At 41.5% G+C, this 17,939-nt stretch carries 20 protein-coding genes; all 20 read left to right on the top strand.

The genetic code is table 11. The features are described from left to right. The 20 genes from CHY_RS09610 (at nucleotide 1) to CHY_RS09515 (ending at nucleotide 17,926) form a co-directional block, all read left to right on the top strand. The gene (locus tag CHY_RS09610; protein WP_011344955.1) at nucleotides 1–696 is read left to right on the top strand and encodes a DUF881 domain-containing protein; all 696 of its coding nucleotides are present in this window, start codon (nucleotides 1–3) and stop codon (nucleotides 694–696) included. A 3-nt stretch (nucleotides 697–699) separates the two neighbouring features. Beyond that, nucleotides 700–1,029 (top strand): small basic family protein, encoded by a 330-nt coding sequence (locus CHY_RS09605; protein WP_011344954.1) that lies wholly within the window; start codon nucleotides 700–702, stop codon nucleotides 1,027–1,029. A 118-nt stretch (nucleotides 1,030–1,147) separates the two neighbouring features. Further along, nucleotides 1,148–2,380: a cell division protein FtsA gene (gene ftsA, locus CHY_RS09600; RefSeq protein ID WP_011344953.1), complete on the top strand. Its 1,233-nt coding sequence runs from the start codon at nucleotides 1,148–1,150 to the stop codon at nucleotides 2,378–2,380. Nucleotides 2,381–2,400: 20 nt separating this feature from the next. Next, nucleotides 2,401–3,459 carry a cell division protein FtsZ gene (gene ftsZ / locus CHY_RS09595; RefSeq protein ID WP_011344952.1) on the top strand — a complete coding sequence of 353 codons (1,059 nt, stop codon included), beginning with the start codon at nucleotides 2,401–2,403 and terminating at the stop codon, nucleotides 3,457–3,459. A 47-nt stretch (nucleotides 3,460–3,506) separates the two neighbouring features. Then, nucleotides 3,507–4,289, top strand: a complete 783-nt coding sequence (locus tag CHY_RS09590; RefSeq protein ID WP_162485087.1) for a hypothetical protein — start codon at nucleotides 3,507–3,509, stop codon at nucleotides 4,287–4,289. Between the two features lie 79 nt (nucleotides 4,290–4,368). Beyond that, entirely contained in the window at nucleotides 4,369–5,400 is a 1,032-nt protein-coding gene (selD, locus tag CHY_RS09585; RefSeq protein ID WP_011344950.1) for a selenide, water dikinase SelD, read from the top strand. Between the two features lie 90 nt (nucleotides 5,401–5,490). Beyond that, nucleotides 5,491–6,264, top strand: coding sequence for a sigma-E processing peptidase SpoIIGA (gene spoIIGA, locus CHY_RS09580; protein ID WP_011344949.1), 774 nt, complete (start codon nucleotides 5,491–5,493; stop codon nucleotides 6,262–6,264). Nucleotides 6,265–6,279: 15 nt separating this feature from the next. After that, nucleotides 6,280–6,993 carry an RNA polymerase sporulation sigma factor SigE gene (sigE, locus tag CHY_RS09575; protein WP_011344948.1) on the top strand — a complete coding sequence of 238 codons (714 nt, stop codon included), beginning with the start codon at nucleotides 6,280–6,282 and terminating at the stop codon, nucleotides 6,991–6,993. A gap of 106 nt (nucleotides 6,994–7,099) precedes the next feature. Further along, a complete protein-coding gene (gene sigG / locus CHY_RS09570; protein ID WP_011344947.1) occupies nucleotides 7,100–7,873 on the top strand; it encodes an RNA polymerase sporulation sigma factor SigG in 774 nt (257 codons plus the stop codon). 46 nt (nucleotides 7,874–7,919) lie between these two features. Continuing rightward, nucleotides 7,920–8,447: a stage II sporulation protein R gene (spoIIR, locus tag CHY_RS09565; RefSeq protein ID WP_049752097.1), complete on the top strand. Its 528-nt coding sequence runs from the start codon at nucleotides 7,920–7,922 to the stop codon at nucleotides 8,445–8,447. Between the two features lie 46 nt (nucleotides 8,448–8,493). After that, complete coding sequence (locus CHY_RS09560) at nucleotides 8,494–8,751, top strand: YlmC/YmxH family sporulation protein (RefSeq protein WP_011344945.1); 258 nt, start codon at nucleotides 8,494–8,496, stop codon at nucleotides 8,749–8,751. A 114-nt stretch (nucleotides 8,752–8,865) separates the two neighbouring features. Continuing rightward, nucleotides 8,866–9,330, top strand: coding sequence for a transcriptional regulator NrdR (gene nrdR, locus CHY_RS09555; protein WP_011344944.1), 465 nt, complete (start codon nucleotides 8,866–8,868; stop codon nucleotides 9,328–9,330). Beyond that, on the top strand, nucleotides 9,331–11,346 hold the full coding sequence (gene nrdD / locus CHY_RS09550; protein ID WP_011344943.1) for an anaerobic ribonucleoside-triphosphate reductase: 2,016 nt from the start codon (nucleotides 9,331–9,333) through the stop codon (nucleotides 11,344–11,346). Continuing rightward, nucleotides 11,346–11,855: an anaerobic ribonucleoside-triphosphate reductase activating protein gene (gene nrdG / locus CHY_RS09545; protein WP_011344942.1), complete on the top strand. Its 510-nt coding sequence runs from the start codon at nucleotides 11,346–11,348 to the stop codon at nucleotides 11,853–11,855. Before nrdD ends, nrdG begins: the two co-directional genes overlap by 1 nt. 83 nt (nucleotides 11,856–11,938) lie before the next feature. After that, nucleotides 11,939–13,453, top strand: a complete 1,515-nt coding sequence (locus tag CHY_RS09540) for an MBL fold metallo-hydrolase RNA specificity domain-containing protein (RefSeq protein ID WP_011344941.1) — start codon at nucleotides 11,939–11,941, stop codon at nucleotides 13,451–13,453. Next, nucleotides 13,453–14,283, top strand: coding sequence for a peptidoglycan editing factor PgeF (pgeF, locus tag CHY_RS09535; protein WP_011344940.1), 831 nt, complete (start codon nucleotides 13,453–13,455; stop codon nucleotides 14,281–14,283). Before CHY_RS09540 ends, pgeF begins: the two co-directional genes overlap by 1 nt. Next, nucleotides 14,261–14,956, top strand: coding sequence for a response regulator transcription factor (locus CHY_RS09530; RefSeq protein WP_011344939.1), 696 nt, complete (start codon nucleotides 14,261–14,263; stop codon nucleotides 14,954–14,956). The genes pgeF and CHY_RS09530 overlap by 23 nt, the downstream gene beginning before the upstream one ends. After that, nucleotides 14,953–16,308, top strand: coding sequence for a two-component system histidine kinase PnpS (gene pnpS / locus CHY_RS09525; RefSeq protein WP_041537742.1), 1,356 nt, complete (start codon nucleotides 14,953–14,955; stop codon nucleotides 16,306–16,308). The genes CHY_RS09530 and pnpS overlap by 4 nt, the downstream gene beginning before the upstream one ends. Nucleotides 16,309–16,311: 3 nt before the next feature. After that, on the top strand, nucleotides 16,312–16,971 hold the full coding sequence (gene phoU, locus CHY_RS09520) for a phosphate signaling complex protein PhoU (RefSeq protein ID WP_011344937.1): 660 nt from the start codon (nucleotides 16,312–16,314) through the stop codon (nucleotides 16,969–16,971). A 13-nt stretch (nucleotides 16,972–16,984) separates the two neighbouring features. Continuing rightward, nucleotides 16,985–17,926, top strand: a complete 942-nt coding sequence (locus CHY_RS09515; protein ID WP_011344936.1) for an HlyD family efflux transporter periplasmic adaptor subunit — start codon at nucleotides 16,985–16,987, stop codon at nucleotides 17,924–17,926. Nucleotides 17,927–17,939: the final 13 nt, after the last annotated feature.

Below are 17,939 nucleotides of genomic sequence, written 5' to 3'. Positions count from 1 at the left end.
ATGAAAACGATTAAAATTCCTTATACCATGCTGGTGGTGAGCTTAATCTTGGGATTTTTACTGACAGTTCAAATCCGCGTCAGCCGGGAAATGGTTAATGCTCCTCCCCTGGAACGGAGTTTTGAATTAACTTCCCGTTTGAAAAGTTTAACCGAGGAAATAGAAGGTTTAATGGAAGAAAAAAACAGTTTGAGTCAAAAAATAAACATGTTAGAAAAGGGCGGAAAAATTGCGGAAGATGCCTTAATTTCTGAAATTAATAAAAATCGTTTTTGGGCAGGTGCCACTCCCGCTTACGGTCCAGGGGTGCGGGTGATTTTAAATAACCCTCCGGGGTTTGGGAATAACTCGGAGTTGTTTAATGTACGGGACGAAGACCTTTTTAATCTTTTAAACGAGTTAAAAGCTGCCGGAGCTGAAGGAATTGCGGTGAACGGCCAGAGGGTTACGGCTTTAACGGAAGTCCGGATGGCCGGAAATAAAATTGTGGTTAATACCAAAGCTATTTATCCGCCCTATGAAATATTAGCTGTAGGCAATCCGGAACAATTGAAAACCTCTTTAGAAAACGGTATTGTGGCAACTTTTCGGGAATGGCAAATGGAAGTGACAATTACCAAAGAAAATAAACTTGTTTTACCCCCTTATGAGCAGAATCTGGAATTTAGTTATATAAAACCCCAGGAGGCGAAATAAGTAATGTGGTTAGCAATTGTGGGTTTAATAATTGGAATAATTTTGGGGTTATTAATCCCGTTGGGAGTTCCAATTGCTTACTCAAAATATCTTTCGGTAGCCCTTTTAGCGGCTCTGGATTCGGTTTTTGGCGGAGTGCGGGCGAATATGGAAAACAATTATGATAATGTAATCTTTATCACGGGTTTTTTTAGCAATACTTTACTGGCGGGAATTCTTGCTTGGATTGGGGAAAGGATGGGGGTTGAACTTTATACGGCAGCCATTTTTGTTTTTGGTGTGAGGATCTTTCAAAATTTAGCAATAATTCGCCGCCACCTACTTAAAAGGTAGTTTTGTGACAGCGAAAAACAAAAAATTTTAGAAAATAAAAAATACTAAAAAGGATAAATGGTTTTAGTGTTGAATTATTTTTATAAATGTTCTTAGATTGTGTAGGGGAGGAACAAATGTGGCCAAAAAAGAACTGATTGCCGTGGTGGATGTAGGCAGTTCGAAAATTGTAGCACTAATCGGCGAAATTGCGGCAGATGGTCAGGTTACTCTTTTAGGGGTTGGAGAGACGGCAAGTTCCGGAATAAAAAAAGGGGCGATTGTGGATATAGATGGAACTGTAAAGGCCATAAAGACATCTTTGGAAAAGGCAGAACAAATTGTAGGTTACGGCCTTACTTCAGCAGTGGTTAGCTTTACCTCACCTTCGTTAATTTCTTTAAATAATAAAAGCGTAGTAGCTGTTACCAATCTTGAGAGAGAAATCACTTCCGAAGATGTAAACCGGGTGTTAAACGCCACCAAAATTGTTCCCATACCGCCGGATAAAAAGATTATAAAAGCCATACCAAGATTTTATACCGTTGACGGATTTGCGGGAGTGGTTGATCCGGTAGGGATGACCGGGTCGCGTTTAGAGGCTGAGACCCATATTATTGCCGTGGCCCAAAGCACTTTTGCCAACCTGCAAAAGGTTGCCAGTAAAGCCGGGCTAAATGTCCTGGAGTTTATTCCGGCAATCTTAGCCAGTGCAGAAGTTGTGTTATATCCTGCGGAAAAAGAGCTGGGCTGCCTTTTAATTGATATTGGTGCGGGAACGATGGACTTAGCTATTTACAGCGAAGGAAGCTTATTTTTTACCGGCGCTATTCCGGTAGGTGACCAGTATATTACCAACGATTTGGCAATAGGTCTTAGAACTCCTATTGCGGTGGCGGAAAAAATTAAAATTGAAGCGGGTACAGCTCTGGCAAGCTTGGTGCAAAATGATGAATACTTAGAGGTTGAAAACGTTGGAGGTACCGAAAAACAAAAAGTATCCAAACAGATGGTTGCGGCAATTATTGAAGCAAGAGTGAGGGAAATGCTTGAGCTTGCTTTAAAAGAAATAAGGAGTTCTGGTTTTACGGGCTTACTTCCCGGGGGAGTGATAATTACCGGTGGAGGTGCCATGCTTCCGGGGATTAAAGAGGTAGCTCAGGAAATTTTTGATTTGCCGGTGAGGATTGGAGTACCTGAAGGATTAAGTAACTTACCGGTGAATTTAATTAATCCGCGGTATGCATCGGCTATTGGCGCTTTGGTTTTAGCCGCCAAGCAGTATCGGGAGGAACCGGAAGAAAGTAGTGGTATAGATTTCTTGAGCGGAATTTTCCAAAAAATTAAAGCCTTTTTTAGTGAATTATTTTAAATTTTTAAGGAGGGTATTTGATGTTGGAGTTTGATCTTGAGTTTCAAAACAATGCAACGATAAAAGTTATTGGGGTAGGTGGCGGGGGCAGTAATGCCGTTAATCGGATGATTATGTCCGGCTTAAAAGGGGTTGAATTTATTGCGGTCAACACCGATGCCCAGGCTTTAAAGCTTTCCAAAGCCCCCACGCGCATCCAAATAGGTGTAAAATTAACGAAGGGACTTGGTGCCGGAGCAAATCCGGAAATTGGCGAAAAGGCTGCAGAGGAAAACCGGGAAGATTTGTATGCAGCACTAAAAGGGGCGGATATGGTCTTTGTCACTGCGGGAATGGGCGGTGGAACCGGAACCGGAGCAGCTCCCATTGTGGCCGAAATTGCTAAAGAATTGGGAGCCCTTACCGTTGGAGTGGTAACCAAACCCTTTACTTTTGAAGGTAAAAAACGGGCCATGCAGGCGGAAAAGGGTATCGAAAATTTAAAGAGTAAAGTTGATACTTTAATTACCATACCCAATGACCGTTTGCTCCAGGTGATTGATAAAAATACTCCTATGTTAGAGGCATTCAGGATTGCCGATGACGTTTTGCGTCAGGGTGTTCAGGGAATATCGGATTTAATTGCCGTGCCTGCCCTAATTAACTTAGACTTTGCCGATGTTAAAACTATCATGAAAGACGCCGGTTCGGCTTTAATGGGAATCGGGGTTGCTTCCGGTGATAATCGGGCGGTGGAGGCTGCCCGGCAGGCTATTTCCAGTCCCCTTTTAGAAACATCCATTGAAGGCGCCCGGGGTGTTTTATTAAACATTACCGGTGGCACCTCGTTAAGCTTGTTTGAAGTCCAGGAAGCAGCCGATATCATTGCTCAAGCGGCCGATCCCGATGCCAATATTATTTTTGGTGCGGGAATTGATGAAACCATGCAGGACGAGGTTCGGGTAACGGTTATTGCTACCGGTTTTGACCACCGTCCTGTAGCCAGGAAAGAAGTCAAACCGGAGCTTAATTTTAAAGAATTTTCTTCACTGGACAGCGATACTGGAATTGAAATACCTGCCTTTTTAAGAAGAAGATAAAACGCTCCCCGAAAGGGGGCTTTTTTTCTATGGAGGAGGTTAGTTTTTTGAAAAAAGTAGTTTTAGCCCTCTTTAGCCTTTGCTCGGTTGTTTTTTTGGTTTATTTTTATTTTTATGTTGCTGTCTTATTAACCGTTAGCGCGTATTACGATGCTTTAACTTTAGGAGATTTTAATGCGGTGGGGAGGATTTTATTTAAAAACAACCAAAAGGAAAGGTTTAACTTGGAAAAAAAGCTTACCGAAGCTATGAGCTGGGATGATAGCCGTTATCTTTCTTTTGCCATAAATGAAATTACCTTTTTAGAAAAGGGATTTAACTATCCCGAGGTAGTGGTGGAGATTACCAAAAAAGATGTGGCGGGACTACGAAAGTATGAAGAGCGGGCAGTTTTGGCCAGGAGGGGCTTGGGTTTTACTTTTAGTGCAATAACCTTTTCAGAAGACCCTTTGGCTAAATTCCGGGACCATAACCCGGGAGAAAATTTAAACGAGGTCGAAAAACAGGTTTCTGATTTAAATCTTTATCCCGAAAATATTTTAATGGTGATCATTACTGACAAATATAAGCATCAGCAAAAGTTACTGCCGGGAAAAAATGAGCGGGAAATAAAATTATTAGTAAAAGGTATAAGGGAAGGGACAGCAGCTCCATCCCGGTACATGGAAAGCTTTAACTATGTTATAAAAATTAAAACCAAAAATGCCAGGGATGAGACGAAAGAGGTAGAAATTAAGTACTCTTCGGATTTAAATGTTTGTCAAGTTGGCGGAAAACTTTTTAAATCAGCGCCGGCTTTAAAACTTTTAATTGGAAATTATCAGGCTTGACCGTTTAAAAGGAAAAGGTATAAAATAACAATATACAATGAATAAAATACAGGAATAAGCTACTGCTGGAGGTGAGATAATGGAAGCGGTAAAATTGACCCAGTTGGTAAGCTGTGCCGGGTGAGCGGCCAAGATGAGTCCCGAGACTCTGGCGCAAGTTTTGCGCTACTTACCGGAGATTAATGATCCCAATGCTTTGGTTGGTACCAATACTGCCGATGATGCGGCGGTTTACCGGATATCCGACGAACAAGCCATTGTTCTTACCGTGGATTACTTTACCCCGGTGGTGGATGACCCGTATTACTTCGGAGTTATTGCCGCGGCCAACTCGTTAAGCGATATTTATGCCATGGGGGCCAAACCGCTTTTTGCGTTAAACGTGGTGGGTTTTCCCAAAAAGCTTCCTCCGGAGATATTAGCTACCATCCTAAAAGGCGGGGCGGATAAAGCCCGGGAAGCGGGAATACCGGTATTGGGCGGGCATACGGTAGATGATGCGGAGCCCAAATACGGTATGGTAGTTTGCGGTTTGGTTCATCCGGATAAAATTGTAAAAAATCACCCTCCTCATCCCGGGGATTCTTTAATTCTAACAAAACCCCTGGGAATTGGGGTATTAACTACCGGAATGAAGCGGGGGATAGTGCCTGAAAATACCGCGAAAAAAGTAATGGAGGTCATGGAGACTTTAAACGATAAGGCCGCCGAAGTAATGGTAGAGGTAGGAGTTTCGGCGGCTACGGATATCACCGGGTTTGGGCTTTTAGGGCATTTAAAGGAAATGCTTCAGGAAGAGTTCGGAGCGGAAATTTATCTTACAAAGATACCGGCTATTGAAGGGGCATGGGAATTTGCCGGCATGAGGGTATTTCCCGGTGGGGCCAAAAATAACTTAAACTACTTACTGCCCCATTTGGATTTTGCCGGTGAATTTGCTGAAGAAGAAAAGTTGTTCCTTGCCGATCCGCAAACTTCCGGAGGACTTTTAATGGCCGTTTCCCAGGAAAAGAAAGAAGAGTTGGTTAAAAAACTTCAACAAAAAGGGGTATTGGCTGCCGAGATTGGCATAATCACGGGGAACAAAGGAAAGATTGTCGTTAAAAGGTAAAAGCATAGTTTATTTATTTGACATGAAAAATGCACTCCAACTCATATAATGATGGTGGAGTGCATTTTCTTTTTTAAGGAGTAAGGGAAAATGCCGGTTTACTTTTTGGAATCCGTCTTTCTGGGAAATTTTATCTTAAGTTATGCTGCTTTAATCTTTGCCGCAAAGGTTTTAAACCTGAAATTAAGTTTTGCCAAAAACCTTTTCTTTTCTTTAGTTGGGGCGGTTATGGCCGAAATTTATTTAGCCTGGCCTTATTTTGGTATAAAAATCTTAGCTTTTTGCGTTTTTTTCCTTTCCACTTACCTCCTAACCAAATCTCCCTCCAGTGCGGGAAAGCTTTTTTTGTTAACCCTGGCTTCCTTCTTTTTCCTAAACGGTGCCTACCATGCCTTAATTTTCACCGGATACTACCCGGAATTTTTCCTTCTTGCAGCACTAATTCTGGCTTTTATTGGAGAGTATGCTTATAAGCAATACCAGAGGATTGTAAGATTGAAAAAATACGGATTTAGCTTGGAGATTGTTTACTCAGGAAAAAAAGTTACGGTACAAAGTTTTTTGGACACGGGAAACCGCCTTTATGACCCGCAACTGGGCTGGCCGGTGGTGGTGGTGGAGTATCGGGCTGTAAAAAAAATCTTGCCTGTTGACTTTTTTCAAAGCAAGACTATTCGCAGGATACCTTTTAGGGGCGTTGGGAGGGGGCAGGGGTTTTTCTGGGGCTTTATACCCGACGAACTCAAAATCTGGCAGGAAGGCGAAGTTATTAGGGTTAAGAGAGCGGTGGTTGCCATAACCTTTCAATCGTTAAATTCCGAATTTCAGGCCCTTCTTTCGGAAGAAATCTTAAAATCGGCTTGACAGGGAGGGGTAGGAATGGTTATTAAGAAATTTTTCTTTTGGCTCAAAAATTTATTTAAAAAATTTTTTGAGCGTCCGGGAGAGGTTTATTATATCGGTAGCCACGATATTCTACCACCTCCCTTGAGTAGCGAGGAAGAAAATACTCTTTTGACGCTTTTGGTGCAGGGAGATGCCGCAGCAAAATCAACGTTGATCGAAAGAAACTTGCGCTTGGTTGTATACATAGCCCGGAAATTTGAAAATACCGGGGTAAATATTGAGGACCTGGTTTCGATAGGAACGATTGGTTTGATAAAAGCGGTAAATACCTTTAATCCGGAAAAAAAAATTAAACTTGCCACTTATGCTTCCCGGTGCATTGAAAACGAGATTTTAATGTACTTAAGAAGGAACAGCAAAATTCGCTTGGAAGTTTCCTTTGATGAACCTTTAAACGTTGATTGGGATGGGAATGAACTTTTGCTTTCGGATGTGTTAGGAACTGAAGGAGATATAATTTATAAGGTTATGGAAGATGAGGTGGAGAAAAAGCTTCTTAAAGTTGCCCTTTCCAAGCTAAACCAGCGGGAACGAAAGATTATGGAATTGAGATTTGGACTTACCGATGGTTACGAACGAACCCAGAAGGAAGTGGCGGATTTACTGGGAATTTCCCAATCATATATCTCAAGACTTGAGAAAAAAATTTTAAAACGGCTTAAAAAAGAAATAATTCGGATGGAATAAGTTCCGGCGTTTTGCCGGATTTTTTATTTTTTTCCAGTATAAAAGGAAAAACCCAGGGCAATAATCATAACGGTAGGTCAAAACTCCGACTAATGGGGTGACCGCGATGCAATCAAACAAAGTCGAGATTTGCGGAGTTAATACTTCCAAACTGCCGGTGCTAACCAACCAGGAAATGAAAAAACTTTTCCTTAAGGTTAAAGAAGGGGATATGGAGGCAAGGCAAAAACTTATTTCGGGTAACTTGAGACTTGTTTTAAGCATAATTCAAAGATTTACCAATCGCGGGGAGTATGTGGATGACCTTTTTCAAGTAGGGTGCATCGGGCTAATTAAAGCCATTGATAACTTTGATTTGGAGCAAAATGTTAAATTTTCAACCTATGCAGTACCAATGATTATTGGCGAAATTCGCCGGTATTTGCGGGATAATAATCCCATAAGGGTAAGCCGGTCTTTAAGGGATGTCGCTTATAAAGCTCTCCAGGTACGGGATAATTTGGTCGGACGTTTTTCCCGGGAGCCTACCGTAAGTGAAATTGCCCAGGAGTTAAAAGTTCCGCAGGAAGAGGTAGTTTTTGCCTTAGATGCTATTCAAGATCCGGTTTCTCTTTTTGAACCGATTTACCAGGACGGCGGCGATCCCATATTTGTTATGGATCAAATCAAGGACGAAAAAAATACCGACCATAACTGGCTTCAAGGGATAGCTTTAAAAGAAGCTTTAGAACGGTTAAATGAAAGGGAAAGGCTTATTTTAAAATTGCGATTTTATGAAGGTAAAACCCAGATGGAGGTGGCCGAAGAAATCGGTATTTCCCAGGCCCAGGTCTCAAGGTTGGAAAAAGCAGCCTTAAATCATTTAAGAAAGTTTGTTTGAGGGAGGAGTAGGTCTGAAAAGAATTTGCGCTTTAGGAGTTTTATTTTTGGGGGCAAGTTTAATTTTTGGTTTCTTTTCCTATAAAGGGGAGATAATGCCCAAAGTGGTGGAGAACGATATTATCCGTTTTCATGTAATTGCTGCCAGCGATAACCCCGCTGACCAGGAGCTAAAATTAAGGGTAAGGGATGAAGTATTAACGTATTTATATCCCAGATTAAAAACGGTAAAAAGGCGCGAGGATGCGTTAAATGTTATAAAAAATGAACTGCCCCACATCACTGCTGTGGCCCAGAATTATCTTAAAACTCAGGGAAAAGATATTGGGATAAAAGTGGAGATGGGAAAGTTTTATTTTTCCGAGCGCTCTTATGGTGAATATCTGGTACCTGCCGGCTATTACGATGCTTTAAGAATAAAAATCGGCAAAGCCGAGGGGCATAACTGGTGGTGCATTCTTTATCCCCACCTTTGTTTTGCCGATTGGGGACGAATCGAACCTTCGCACGTAAAAAGTTATTACTTGAAGTCCCTTTTCATTAAGAAGTTCAAAAAAACAATAAAAAAAGGGTAATTTTCAAGGCCTCCGGCATATAATTTACCAGGCCGGGGGTGTTTTTATGTTAAGGCTTTCGGAATTGAAATATCGTGAAGTAATTAACGTTGCGGACGGACGGCGGCTCGGGCTAATTAAAGATATTGATCTGGATTTAGAGAGGGGTAAAATTAATGGCTTAATCATACCGGTAGCTACCCGGAGCTGGAATTTTTGGGCGCGGAATGATGATGTGTTTATTCCCTGGTCGGCGATAAAAAAAATTGGAATAGATGTAATTCTGGTGGACCTTCCCAATTTTGTTGAAATACCGTCCCGCTAAAACCTCAGGCTGGTATGCCCTGGGGTTATTTTTTTTCCTTTTATTTCCTTGACCACACAAGATATAGTAGTATATAATTAGATTGAACACAAAATATAGGGTGGTGGGAGGAATTTGAGGTGTCCTTTTTGCGGTAACGAAAATACCCGGGTGATAGATACCCGGGCAGCGGAGGATGGTTTTGCCATTAAAAGGCGCCGGGAATGTGAAAACTGCAGCAAAAGATTTACCACCTATGAACGTTTGGATGACCGGCCGTTAATTGTGGTTAAAAAAGATGGCAGCAAGCAACTATTTGATAAACACAAAATTTACACTGGCTTATTAAAGGCGTGCGAAAAAAGGCCTATTGCCGAGAGCAAGCTTTTAGAAATAGCTGAGGAGATTGAGAGGGAACTAAAAAATAGATTAGAGCAGGAGGTTACAAGTTTGGAAATTGGGGAAATGGTCATGAGCCGGTTAAAGAAACTTGATGAAGTAGCGTATGTTCGCTTTGCCTCGGTATACCGGCAGTTTAAAGATGTTAATTCTTTTTTAGAAGAGTTAAAGAAACTGTTAAACGGGGGAGAGAATTCATAAATGTTTAAAGAGATTATCAAACGGGACGGTAGGGTAGTGCCTTTTGACCCTAATAAAATAACCGAAGCAATTTTTAAAGCAGCCCGGGCGGTGGGAGGAGAAGATCGGGAAACGGCTTTAAAATTGACCTTACAGGTCCTCGGCTATTTAAAAGCAAAATATAACGGAAATCTTTTTAACGTGGAAGATGTCCAGGATGCGGTGGAAAAAATTTTAATTGAAAACGGTCATGCGAAAACGGCCAAGGCGTATATTCTCTACCGGGCAAAAAGAACGGCGATTCGGGAAGGCAAATCGGAATTAATGGATACCGTGGCGGAAATCTTGGTGGAAACCAGCCGGGAAAACGCCAATATCGGGCACTCGCCGGCGGCCAAAATGTACCAAATAGCCAGTGCTGCCTCCAAACATTACTACCTTTCCCGGCTAATTCCCGAAGAACTGGCGCTGTTACATAAGCGGGGCGATTACCACATCCACGATTTAGATTATTATGCCAAAACCATAAACTGCCTCCAGCATCCCTTAAAGGAAATTTTAGAAAAAGGCTTTAATAATGGACATGGCTATATAAGACCGCCAAAGCGTCCGGGTAGTGCGGCGGCCCTGGCGGCCATTGTGTTGCAGAGTGCTCAAAATGACATGTACGGCGGGCAGAGCTTTCCGTTTTTCGACCGGGATATGGCAGCCTTTATGGGTCAGGCGCCGGAGGAAGAGATTTTCCAGGCGATGGAGGCGTTTATCTATAATTTAAACAGCATGCACAGCCGGGCAGGAAATCAGGTAGTCTTTAGCAGTATAAATCTGGGCACCGACACCAGCGAGGCGGGTCGCAAAGTTACGAGAAATTTTTTACTGGCCTACGAAAGAGGGCTTGGCCGGGGCGAAAATCCCATTTTTCCCAATATAATTTTTCGTCTGAAAAAAGGCGTTAACTTTGAGCCGGGTGACCCCAATTACGATCTTTTTCAACTTGCTTTAAGGGTTGCCGCTAAAAGGCTAAATCCAACTTTTAGTTTTATGGACAGTAGCTTTAATCAGAGGTACGGCGACCAGGTAAGTTATATGGGCTGTCGTACCAGGGTTATGGCCAACCGGAAGGGACCGGAGGTTACCGAACGGCGGGGGAACATTGCTGCGGTTACCTTAAATCTACCCCGGCTTGCCATTAAAGCCAGGGGTAACCTTGAAGTTTTTTGGCAGGAACTATTCTGGCTTATGGAAATGGGAAAACAGCAGCTCCTTCACCGGCTTTCCGTTTTAAAAAATTTAAAGGTAAAGGATTTACCTTTTATCATGGGGCAAAAAATTTATTTGGGTTCCGAAAATTTGGGACCGGAAGATTCAATTTTACCGGCAATTGTGCATGGGACATTTTCGATAGGCTTTATCGGTCTTGCGGAAACCTTAATTTTACTTACCGAAAAACATCACGGAGAAAGTGAGGAAGCTCAGGAACTGGGCCTCAAAATAGTAAAAGCTATGCGGGAAAAGGTGGATGAGTTTTGTGAGGAAACGGACCTTAACTTTGCCTTGCTGGCAACCCCCGCGGAAGGTTTATCCGGGCGATTTACGGCTTTGGACCGAAAAGAATTTGGGGTGATACCCGGAGTTACCGATAAGCAATACTACACTAACTCTTTTCATGTGCCGGTAGCGTATCCCATTGAAATATTTAGAAAGATAGAAATTGAGGGACCGTATCACAAGTACTGCAACGGTGGGCACATTAGCTATGTAGAGTTTTCCGCTCCTCCCTTAAATAACATTGAAGCTTTGGAAGCGGTTATAAGACATATGGCAAAAAACGACATGGGATATGCGGGAATTAACTATCCCCTTGATTTTTGCGAAAACTGTGGCTTTTTAGGGGTGATTGATGACCTTTGTCCAGCCTGCGGTGAGGGACAGATTAGGCGGGTTAGAAGGATTACCGGTTATTTAAGTACGGTAGACCGTTTTAACGATGCAAAACTGGCCGAACTTTACGACCGCAGACCCCACGGGGTGTTATAATGGCGAAACTAAAGGTAGCAGGTATTACCAGGGAAAGTGTAACGGACGGTCCGGGGTTACGTCTGGTGGTTTATACGCAGGGTTGCCCTCACCGGTGTGATGGTTGTCATAATCCGGAAACCTGGGATGTTTCCGGGGGCTATGAATTGGAAAGCGAACTAATTTTTGAACAAATCAAGAAAAATCCTCTCTTAGCAGGGTTAACCATTTCCGGGGGTGAGCCGTTTTTACAGGCTAAAAACTTAATTGATTTGGTACAAAAAACTTCTGTTCTTGGCAAAAATACGGTTATTTATACCGGTTATACCTTTGAGGAGTTAATGCAAATTGGACAACATCAACCAGAAATTTTAGAATTGTTAAAAGCTGCCGATTACCTGGTAGATGGGCCCTTTATCAAGGAACTTAAAACTTTTACTTTACCTTTTAGAGGCTCGTCGAATCAGAGGTTAATTGACTTGAAAAAGAGTTTTTTACAAAAGCAAATAGTTGAAGTGAAATGGGAGTAAATTGTTGAAATTTACTCTTTTTTTTTCTTTACACTCCCAAAATTCAAGAGTAATATAGAAAAAAAGAAGATTGGGGGAGTAAAATGGAATTAACTTTTTTCGGTGCCGCTGATACAGTTACCGGCTCGTGCTACCTATTTAACGTTGCCGGGCACAAGTTTTTGGTGGATTGCGGGCTTTTTCAGGGCCCAAAAGCGATAAAGGAAAGAAATTATGGCGAATTTCCTTTTAATCCACGGGAAATCGAGTTTATTCTTTTAACCCATGCCCATATCGACCATTCCGGGTTAATTCCTAAGCTTGTAAAAAAAGGTTTTAAGGGAACCATTTATGCCACGGAACCGACGGTGGATTTAGCGGCGGTAATGCTCCCCGATAGCGGACATGTGCAGGAAATGGAAGTGGAGAGAAAAAACAGAAAACTAAGACGGGCAGGTAAGCCGGAATTACAGCCGATTTATACCGCTGACGATGCATTTAATGCTTTGGCATATTTTCAAAAAATACCTTTGGAAACACCCATTACTCCCTTACCTGGTTTAGAAGTTACTTTTTTTGATGCCGGACACATTTTAGGTTCGGCTATGATAAAAATTGCATATAAAGGGCAGGACGCTACCAGAACTATTTTGTTTACCGGCGATTTAGGCCGAAATGGCAGGCCTTTTATGAAAGAACCGCAAAAAGTTCCTTTGACCGATATTTTAGTTTTAGAAAGTACGTATGGTGACCGGGTTCGTTCCGAGGAAGGAGATTTAAAAACTCTTTTAAAATCTTTAATTGAAAAAGTTTATAGGAGAAACGGCAATTTAATTATTCCGGCTTTTGCTATGGAGCGGACCCAGGATTTAATTTATATTTTAAACGACTTAGTGGAAAATAAGGAAGTACCTCCAATAGATGTATACATCGATAGCCCTTTGGCGGTGGAAATTACCAAGCTTTTCAAAAAATATCCGATGTTTTTTAATGAAGAGTACAAAGAAAAACTTAACCGGGGAGATGATCCCCTTGCCTTTCCTGGCCTTCATTTTTCGGTAAGCCAGGAAGATTCGGTAAAGCTTAATAACATTAGCCGGGCTATTATTATATCTGCTTCAGGTATGGCCGATGCGGGCCGGATACGCCATCATTTAAAACATAATTTATGGCGGCCAGAGTCGGCGGTATTGTTGGTTGGCTATCAAGCTCAGGATACCCTGGGTCGAAAGTTGTTAGATGGAGCAAAAGAGGTTAAAATTATGGGTGAGGAGATCGCCGTTAAGGCGGAAGTTTACCACTATGATGGTTTATCGGCCCATGCCGATCAGAGGGAGTTACTGGCGTTTATCGGAAGGTTTAGCCAAAAACCTGCGCAAATTTACCTGGTTCACGGGGAAGACGAGGCCCGGCTAAATTTAAAAAAATTAATTGAAGAAAAATATCGGATACCGTGTTACCTTCCCCGTTACCAGGAAACAATATCTTTACTTGCAAACTTACCCGGAAAATCGGAAGAAGTATTAATCGATAAAGTAATTACTTTATTGAAAGCTAAACAATTAACGGAGAAAGCCAGAGATTTAGTGGAAAAATTAGTTAAGGAGTTAGAAAGTTGATGGAGTTTTTATTAAAAGAAAGAAAAGGCTTAAAGCTTTTTTTCTTTAAAAAATTCCAGGATTTTGGTATTGATGCTTTTTTCACCACGCGCTCTGGGGGGCAAAGTTCAGGACCTTATCAAAGTTTTAATTTAGCCCTCCACGTGGGTGATGAACAAAAGGCTGTAATAAAAAACCGCGAACTTTTAGCCGCAGTTTGGGATTTAGATTTAAAAAATTTTGTAGCAGCGGAGCAGGTACATGGTACAAATATTGCCCTTGTAGACCATGCTGATGGCGGACGGGGTATGGAACAACTGGATTCGGCGGTAAAAAAGACCGACGGCTTAATTACCAGGGAAAAAAACCTTGGACTTTTAACGTTTTATGCCGACTGCGTGCCGTTGTACTTTTTTTCGCCTGATCCTTTTCTTTTAGGGGTAGCCCATGCCGGGTGGCGGGGTACGTTAACGGAAATTGGGGCAAAAATGGTTTATACTTTAACTTCCTTAGGGGCAAAACCGGAAAATATTATTTGCGGTATCGGGCCGGCAATTGGACCGTGCTGTTATGAAGTGGGCGATGAGGTTGCCCAGAGTTTTCTTGACCGGGGCTATCCCAAGGGAGTGATAAAAAAAGAGGGGAAATACTTTTTAAATCTCTGGGAGATAAATTCCGAAATATTAATTAAAGCTGGTATTCAGCAGCAAAACATTGAGATTTTAAATCTTTGCACGTCCTGTAATCCTGACTTATTTTTTTCTTACCGCAGGGATGCGGGTGTAACCGGGCGTATGGCTGCCGGGATTATAAAAAGGGAGGTAGGTTATGAAAATTTTAGTGGTGGATGATGAAGCTCCAATTGTGGAGCTAATAAAGTTCAACCTGGAGCGGGAAGGTTATAAAGTTTTGGAAGCTTATGATGGTATAAGAGCCCTTGAGATTGTAAAAAAAGAGCTTCCGGATTTAGTTATCCTTGATATTATGCTTCCCGGAATGAGTGGTTTGGAAGTATGTAAAAATATCAGGAACAATGAAAAAACAGCGGAAATACCAATCATCATGTTAAGCGCCCGCGGGGAGGAAGTGGATAAAATCCTGGGCTTAGAGTTAGGGGCCGATGATTATATGGTGAAGCCCTTTTCTCCCCGGGAACTGGTAGCCAGGGTTAAAGCAAGACTCAGACGTTTGGAAGGAAGAGAGGGGAAGAAAGAGGGAATTATCAAAATTAAAGATATTGTCATAGATCAGGAAAAATTTGCGGTTTACGTTAAGGGCAAAAAAATGGATTTTACTCCCAAAGAGTTTGAGCTTTTAAAGCTTTTAGCCAGTAATCCCGGTAAAGTATTTACCCGGGAATATCTTTTAGAGAAAATATGGGGTTACGAGTTTTTGGGAGATACCCGGACGGTGGATGTTCATATTCGTCATATACGACAAAAGATAGAAGATAATCCGGCAGATCCGGTTTACATCGAAACCGTTCGGGGAGTGGGTTACCGGTTCGGTGAGGAAAAGAAATGAGAATGGAAATTGGCCTGTTACTGCTGTTTCTTGTTAATTTAATAGTCCTTTTTCTGGTTGAAGGAAAATTGCTTTCAATTTTGGAAGGGATTTTTCTTGCTGCACTGGGGTATATAATTTTTGGAGCATTTATTAAAGAAGTTAATAACAAATTTAAGTTATTAGAAGAATTTACCTCAAAATGGCGGCAGGGCCAGTATTCCAAGGTAAGCTATTATAATGATAAGGAACTGGGGAAAATTGTTGATAATGTAAACCACTTGATTGAACAGCTGGAAAACTGCAAAAGAGCTATTAACGAAGGAGAAAAAAGACTTACGGCAATTTTAGCCGGAATTAAAGCCGGGGTTATGGTATTGGACCGGGACGGGAGAGTTATTTTAGTAAATAAAGGTTTGGAAAATCTCTTCGGGAAGTTAAACTTTACCGGGGAGCCCAAGCCTCTCTTGGAAGTAATCAGAAACTACGAATTGGAAAAATTTTTAAAGGAAGCTCTGGCCAATTTAAAAGAAATGACCCGGGAAATAGAATTTTTACTGCCAAATTCCAAGACCATCTTAATTCACGTAACACCGTTAAAAGATGAACACGACCAAAAGGTTGGTCTTGTGGCAGTTTTTGATGATATTACTGAAGAACGAAAGTTAGAGAAAATGCGGAGTGAATTTATTGCCAATGTTTCCCACGAATTAAGAACGCCGCTAACCTCCATTAAGGGTTTTTTGGAAACTTTATTGGATGGAGCGTTGGAAGATAAAACCATTGCCAAACATTTTCTTCAGATAATGAACAGTGAAACCGAAAGGTTGACCCGGTTAATTGATGATTTGTTAAGCCTTTCCAAGATTGAAGCCAAAAAGGTGGATTTTGCTCCGAAACCGCTAATGCTTCAGGAATTAATCCAAAAAATGAAGCTTTTGTTTAAAAGTCGATTGGAAGAAAAAGAATTAAGCTTTATCATTTCCCTTCCGGAAAATTTACCCTTAGTATTGGCCGATGGCGATATGATCAGCCAGGTTTTAATTAACCTTATTGATAATGCAATAAAATACACCCCTGCCGGAGGAAAGATAGAAGTTACAGCTGCCGTCAAGGGGTCGTGGGTAGAGGTTGTGGTAAAGGATACGGGAATTGGTATTCCCGAAGAAAGTCAAAAACGGATTTTTGAGCGTTTTTACCGGGTTGACAAGGCCCGTTCCCGGGAATTGGGAGGTACTGGACTTGGACTTGCTATCGTTAAACACATAATTGAACTGCACAACGGAAAAGTTTGGGTCAAGAGCAAGGTGGGAGAGGGAAGCGCTTTTGGTTTTACCATACCTATTGCTCAAACGGTACAAAAGGAGGAATAGCTAATGACAGCTCGGCAAAATTTTGATAAAGCGTTAAATGAATTGGAAAACGAAATATTACGGATGGGTAGCATGGTGGAAAGGGCAATTTATGATGCGGTTGAATCTCTGGCCAAACAAGATGTGGATTTAGCTCAAAGGGTAATTAACGGGGACCGGGATATTAACTATTTAGAAACGGAAATTGAAGATCGTTTGGTCACCTTAATAGCCACGCAACAACCAATAGCCCGGGATTTAAGGCGGATAATTACCGGGATAAAAATCATAACGAACCTGGAAAGAATGGGCGACCACGCGGTGGATATAGCTCGAGTAACTAAGAGGATAGCAGGACAGCCGCTTATTAAACCTTTAGTTGATATTCCGCGAATGGCCAAAATATCCCAGCAAATGGTAAAGGAAGGGTTGGATGCTTATGTCCGTTCCGATGTGGATAAAGCAAAATATATGTGTTCGTTAGATGATGAAGTTGATCATCTTTACTCGCAGGTTTTCAGGGAGTTGCTGACTTATATGATGGAGGACCCCAAAACCATTGCTCAGGCTACTTCACTGTTATTTGTTGCCCGTTTTTTGGAACGGATTGCCGACTATGCTACCAATATTGGTGAGGCGGTTATTTACCTGGTTACCGGAGAAAGGTTCGATTTAAACCTGTAATGGGGCGAATTAAATGAATAACGCGAAAGTTGTTTTTCTAAAGAAAAAAAGGAAAAAAAAGAAAAGAAACAAAAAGGTTCTTATTTACTTTTTAATGGGCAGTTTTGTTGCGTTTATTCTTTTAAATTTTGGAAAAACTCTTTTAGTACAAAACTTTAACCCGGTTGGTTATTTGGAGTGGAAAGTTTTTGAAGATGGGGTTAGAACCGAAGGGTTTCTTTTTAAAAATGAAGTTCCCGTTTATGCCGAAGCTAACGGAAAGGTTGAACTTCTTCTTGCCTGGAAAAAGGTTAGAAAAGGAGATACAATTGTCAAAATAAAGGATAATGCCAGTCAAAAAATTATTCCGGTTAAAGCAAAGGTAAACGGAATATTTGTTCCCAATACCGATGGTTTGGAGTTTATTGGCCCCGATAATATTGAAACTTTAAACCCCAGTAAAATTCTGGAACTCTACCAACCCAGGAAAGTCGAAGGAGATGCTGTGGAAGGGCAGCCTTTAGGAAAAATTATCGATAATTTAAATCCGATTCTCTTGGTGATACCTAAGTTATCTTTACGCGATAACTTAGTAGAAGGGCGAGAGTACCGCCTGAATATTAATGAAAAGTATGAGTTAAAGGCTAATTTTCTCCGGAAAAATGGCGAAGTTGCGTTATTTTCCATTAATTTTTACCCTGATGAGCTGTTAAATCAGAGAAAGGTTTCGGTATTTATTAAAACCAAAGAGTATAGCGGTTTTTGGGTTCCGGTTTCGGCGGTGAAACAAATTGCCGGAAAAACTTATATTTATACGCTTAAGAATGAAGAAGTCGTTTTAACTCCCGTAAAAGTAGTACTTAGCAGGGAAAATAATGTTTTGGTAGAAGGAGAAAAGGAGTCCAAGGACGAATTAATAGGGAAGAAGTATTTAATCCGTCCCTTTCTTGTCCAACCCGGGGACAAGTTTCATTAATATTTCAGGGTGG

It is taken from the genome of Carboxydothermus hydrogenoformans Z-2901 (assembly GCF_000012865.1).
Lineage (GTDB): Bacteria > Bacillota > Z-2901 > Carboxydothermales > Carboxydothermaceae > Carboxydothermus > Carboxydothermus hydrogenoformans.
This window is presented reverse-complemented; position numbering and strand designations above follow the sequence as displayed.

Excerpts from the sequence above, each read along its gene's own strand:
- sigG (WP_011344947.1), top strand. The coding sequence starts at position 7,100 with ATGCAATCAAACAAAGTCGAGATTTGCGGAGTTAATACTTCCAAACTG.
- CHY_RS09610 (WP_011344955.1), top strand. The coding sequence starts at position 1 with ATGAAAACGATTAAAATTCCTTATACCATGCTGGTGGTGAGCTTAATC.
- pnpS (WP_041537742.1), top strand. The coding sequence starts at position 14,953 with ATGAGAATGGAAATTGGCCTGTTACTGCTGTTTCTTGTTAATTTAATA.
- ftsZ (WP_011344952.1), top strand. The coding sequence starts at position 2,401 with ATGTTGGAGTTTGATCTTGAGTTTCAAAACAATGCAACGATAAAAGTT.
- CHY_RS09540 (WP_011344941.1), top strand. The coding sequence starts at position 11,939 with ATGGAATTAACTTTTTTCGGTGCCGCTGATACAGTTACCGGCTCGTGC.
- CHY_RS09530 (WP_011344939.1), top strand. The coding sequence starts at position 14,261 with ATGAAAATTTTAGTGGTGGATGATGAAGCTCCAATTGTGGAGCTAATA.
- nrdD (WP_011344943.1), top strand. The coding sequence starts at position 9,331 with ATGTTTAAAGAGATTATCAAACGGGACGGTAGGGTAGTGCCTTTTGAC.
- CHY_RS09560 (WP_011344945.1), top strand. The coding sequence starts at position 8,494 with ATGTTAAGGCTTTCGGAATTGAAATATCGTGAAGTAATTAACGTTGCG.
- CHY_RS09515 (WP_011344936.1), top strand. The coding sequence starts at position 16,985 with ATGAATAACGCGAAAGTTGTTTTTCTAAAGAAAAAAAGGAAAAAAAAG.
- sigE (WP_011344948.1), top strand. The coding sequence starts at position 6,280 with ATGGTTATTAAGAAATTTTTCTTTTGGCTCAAAAATTTATTTAAAAAA.
- pgeF (WP_011344940.1), top strand. The coding sequence starts at position 13,453 with ATGGAGTTTTTATTAAAAGAAAGAAAAGGCTTAAAGCTTTTTTTCTTT.
- phoU (WP_011344937.1), top strand. The coding sequence starts at position 16,312 with ATGACAGCTCGGCAAAATTTTGATAAAGCGTTAAATGAATTGGAAAAC.
- spoIIGA (WP_011344949.1), top strand. The coding sequence starts at position 5,491 with ATGCCGGTTTACTTTTTGGAATCCGTCTTTCTGGGAAATTTTATCTTA.
- nrdG (WP_011344942.1), top strand. The coding sequence starts at position 11,346 with ATGGCGAAACTAAAGGTAGCAGGTATTACCAGGGAAAGTGTAACGGAC.
- CHY_RS09605 (WP_011344954.1), top strand. The coding sequence starts at position 700 with ATGTGGTTAGCAATTGTGGGTTTAATAATTGGAATAATTTTGGGGTTA.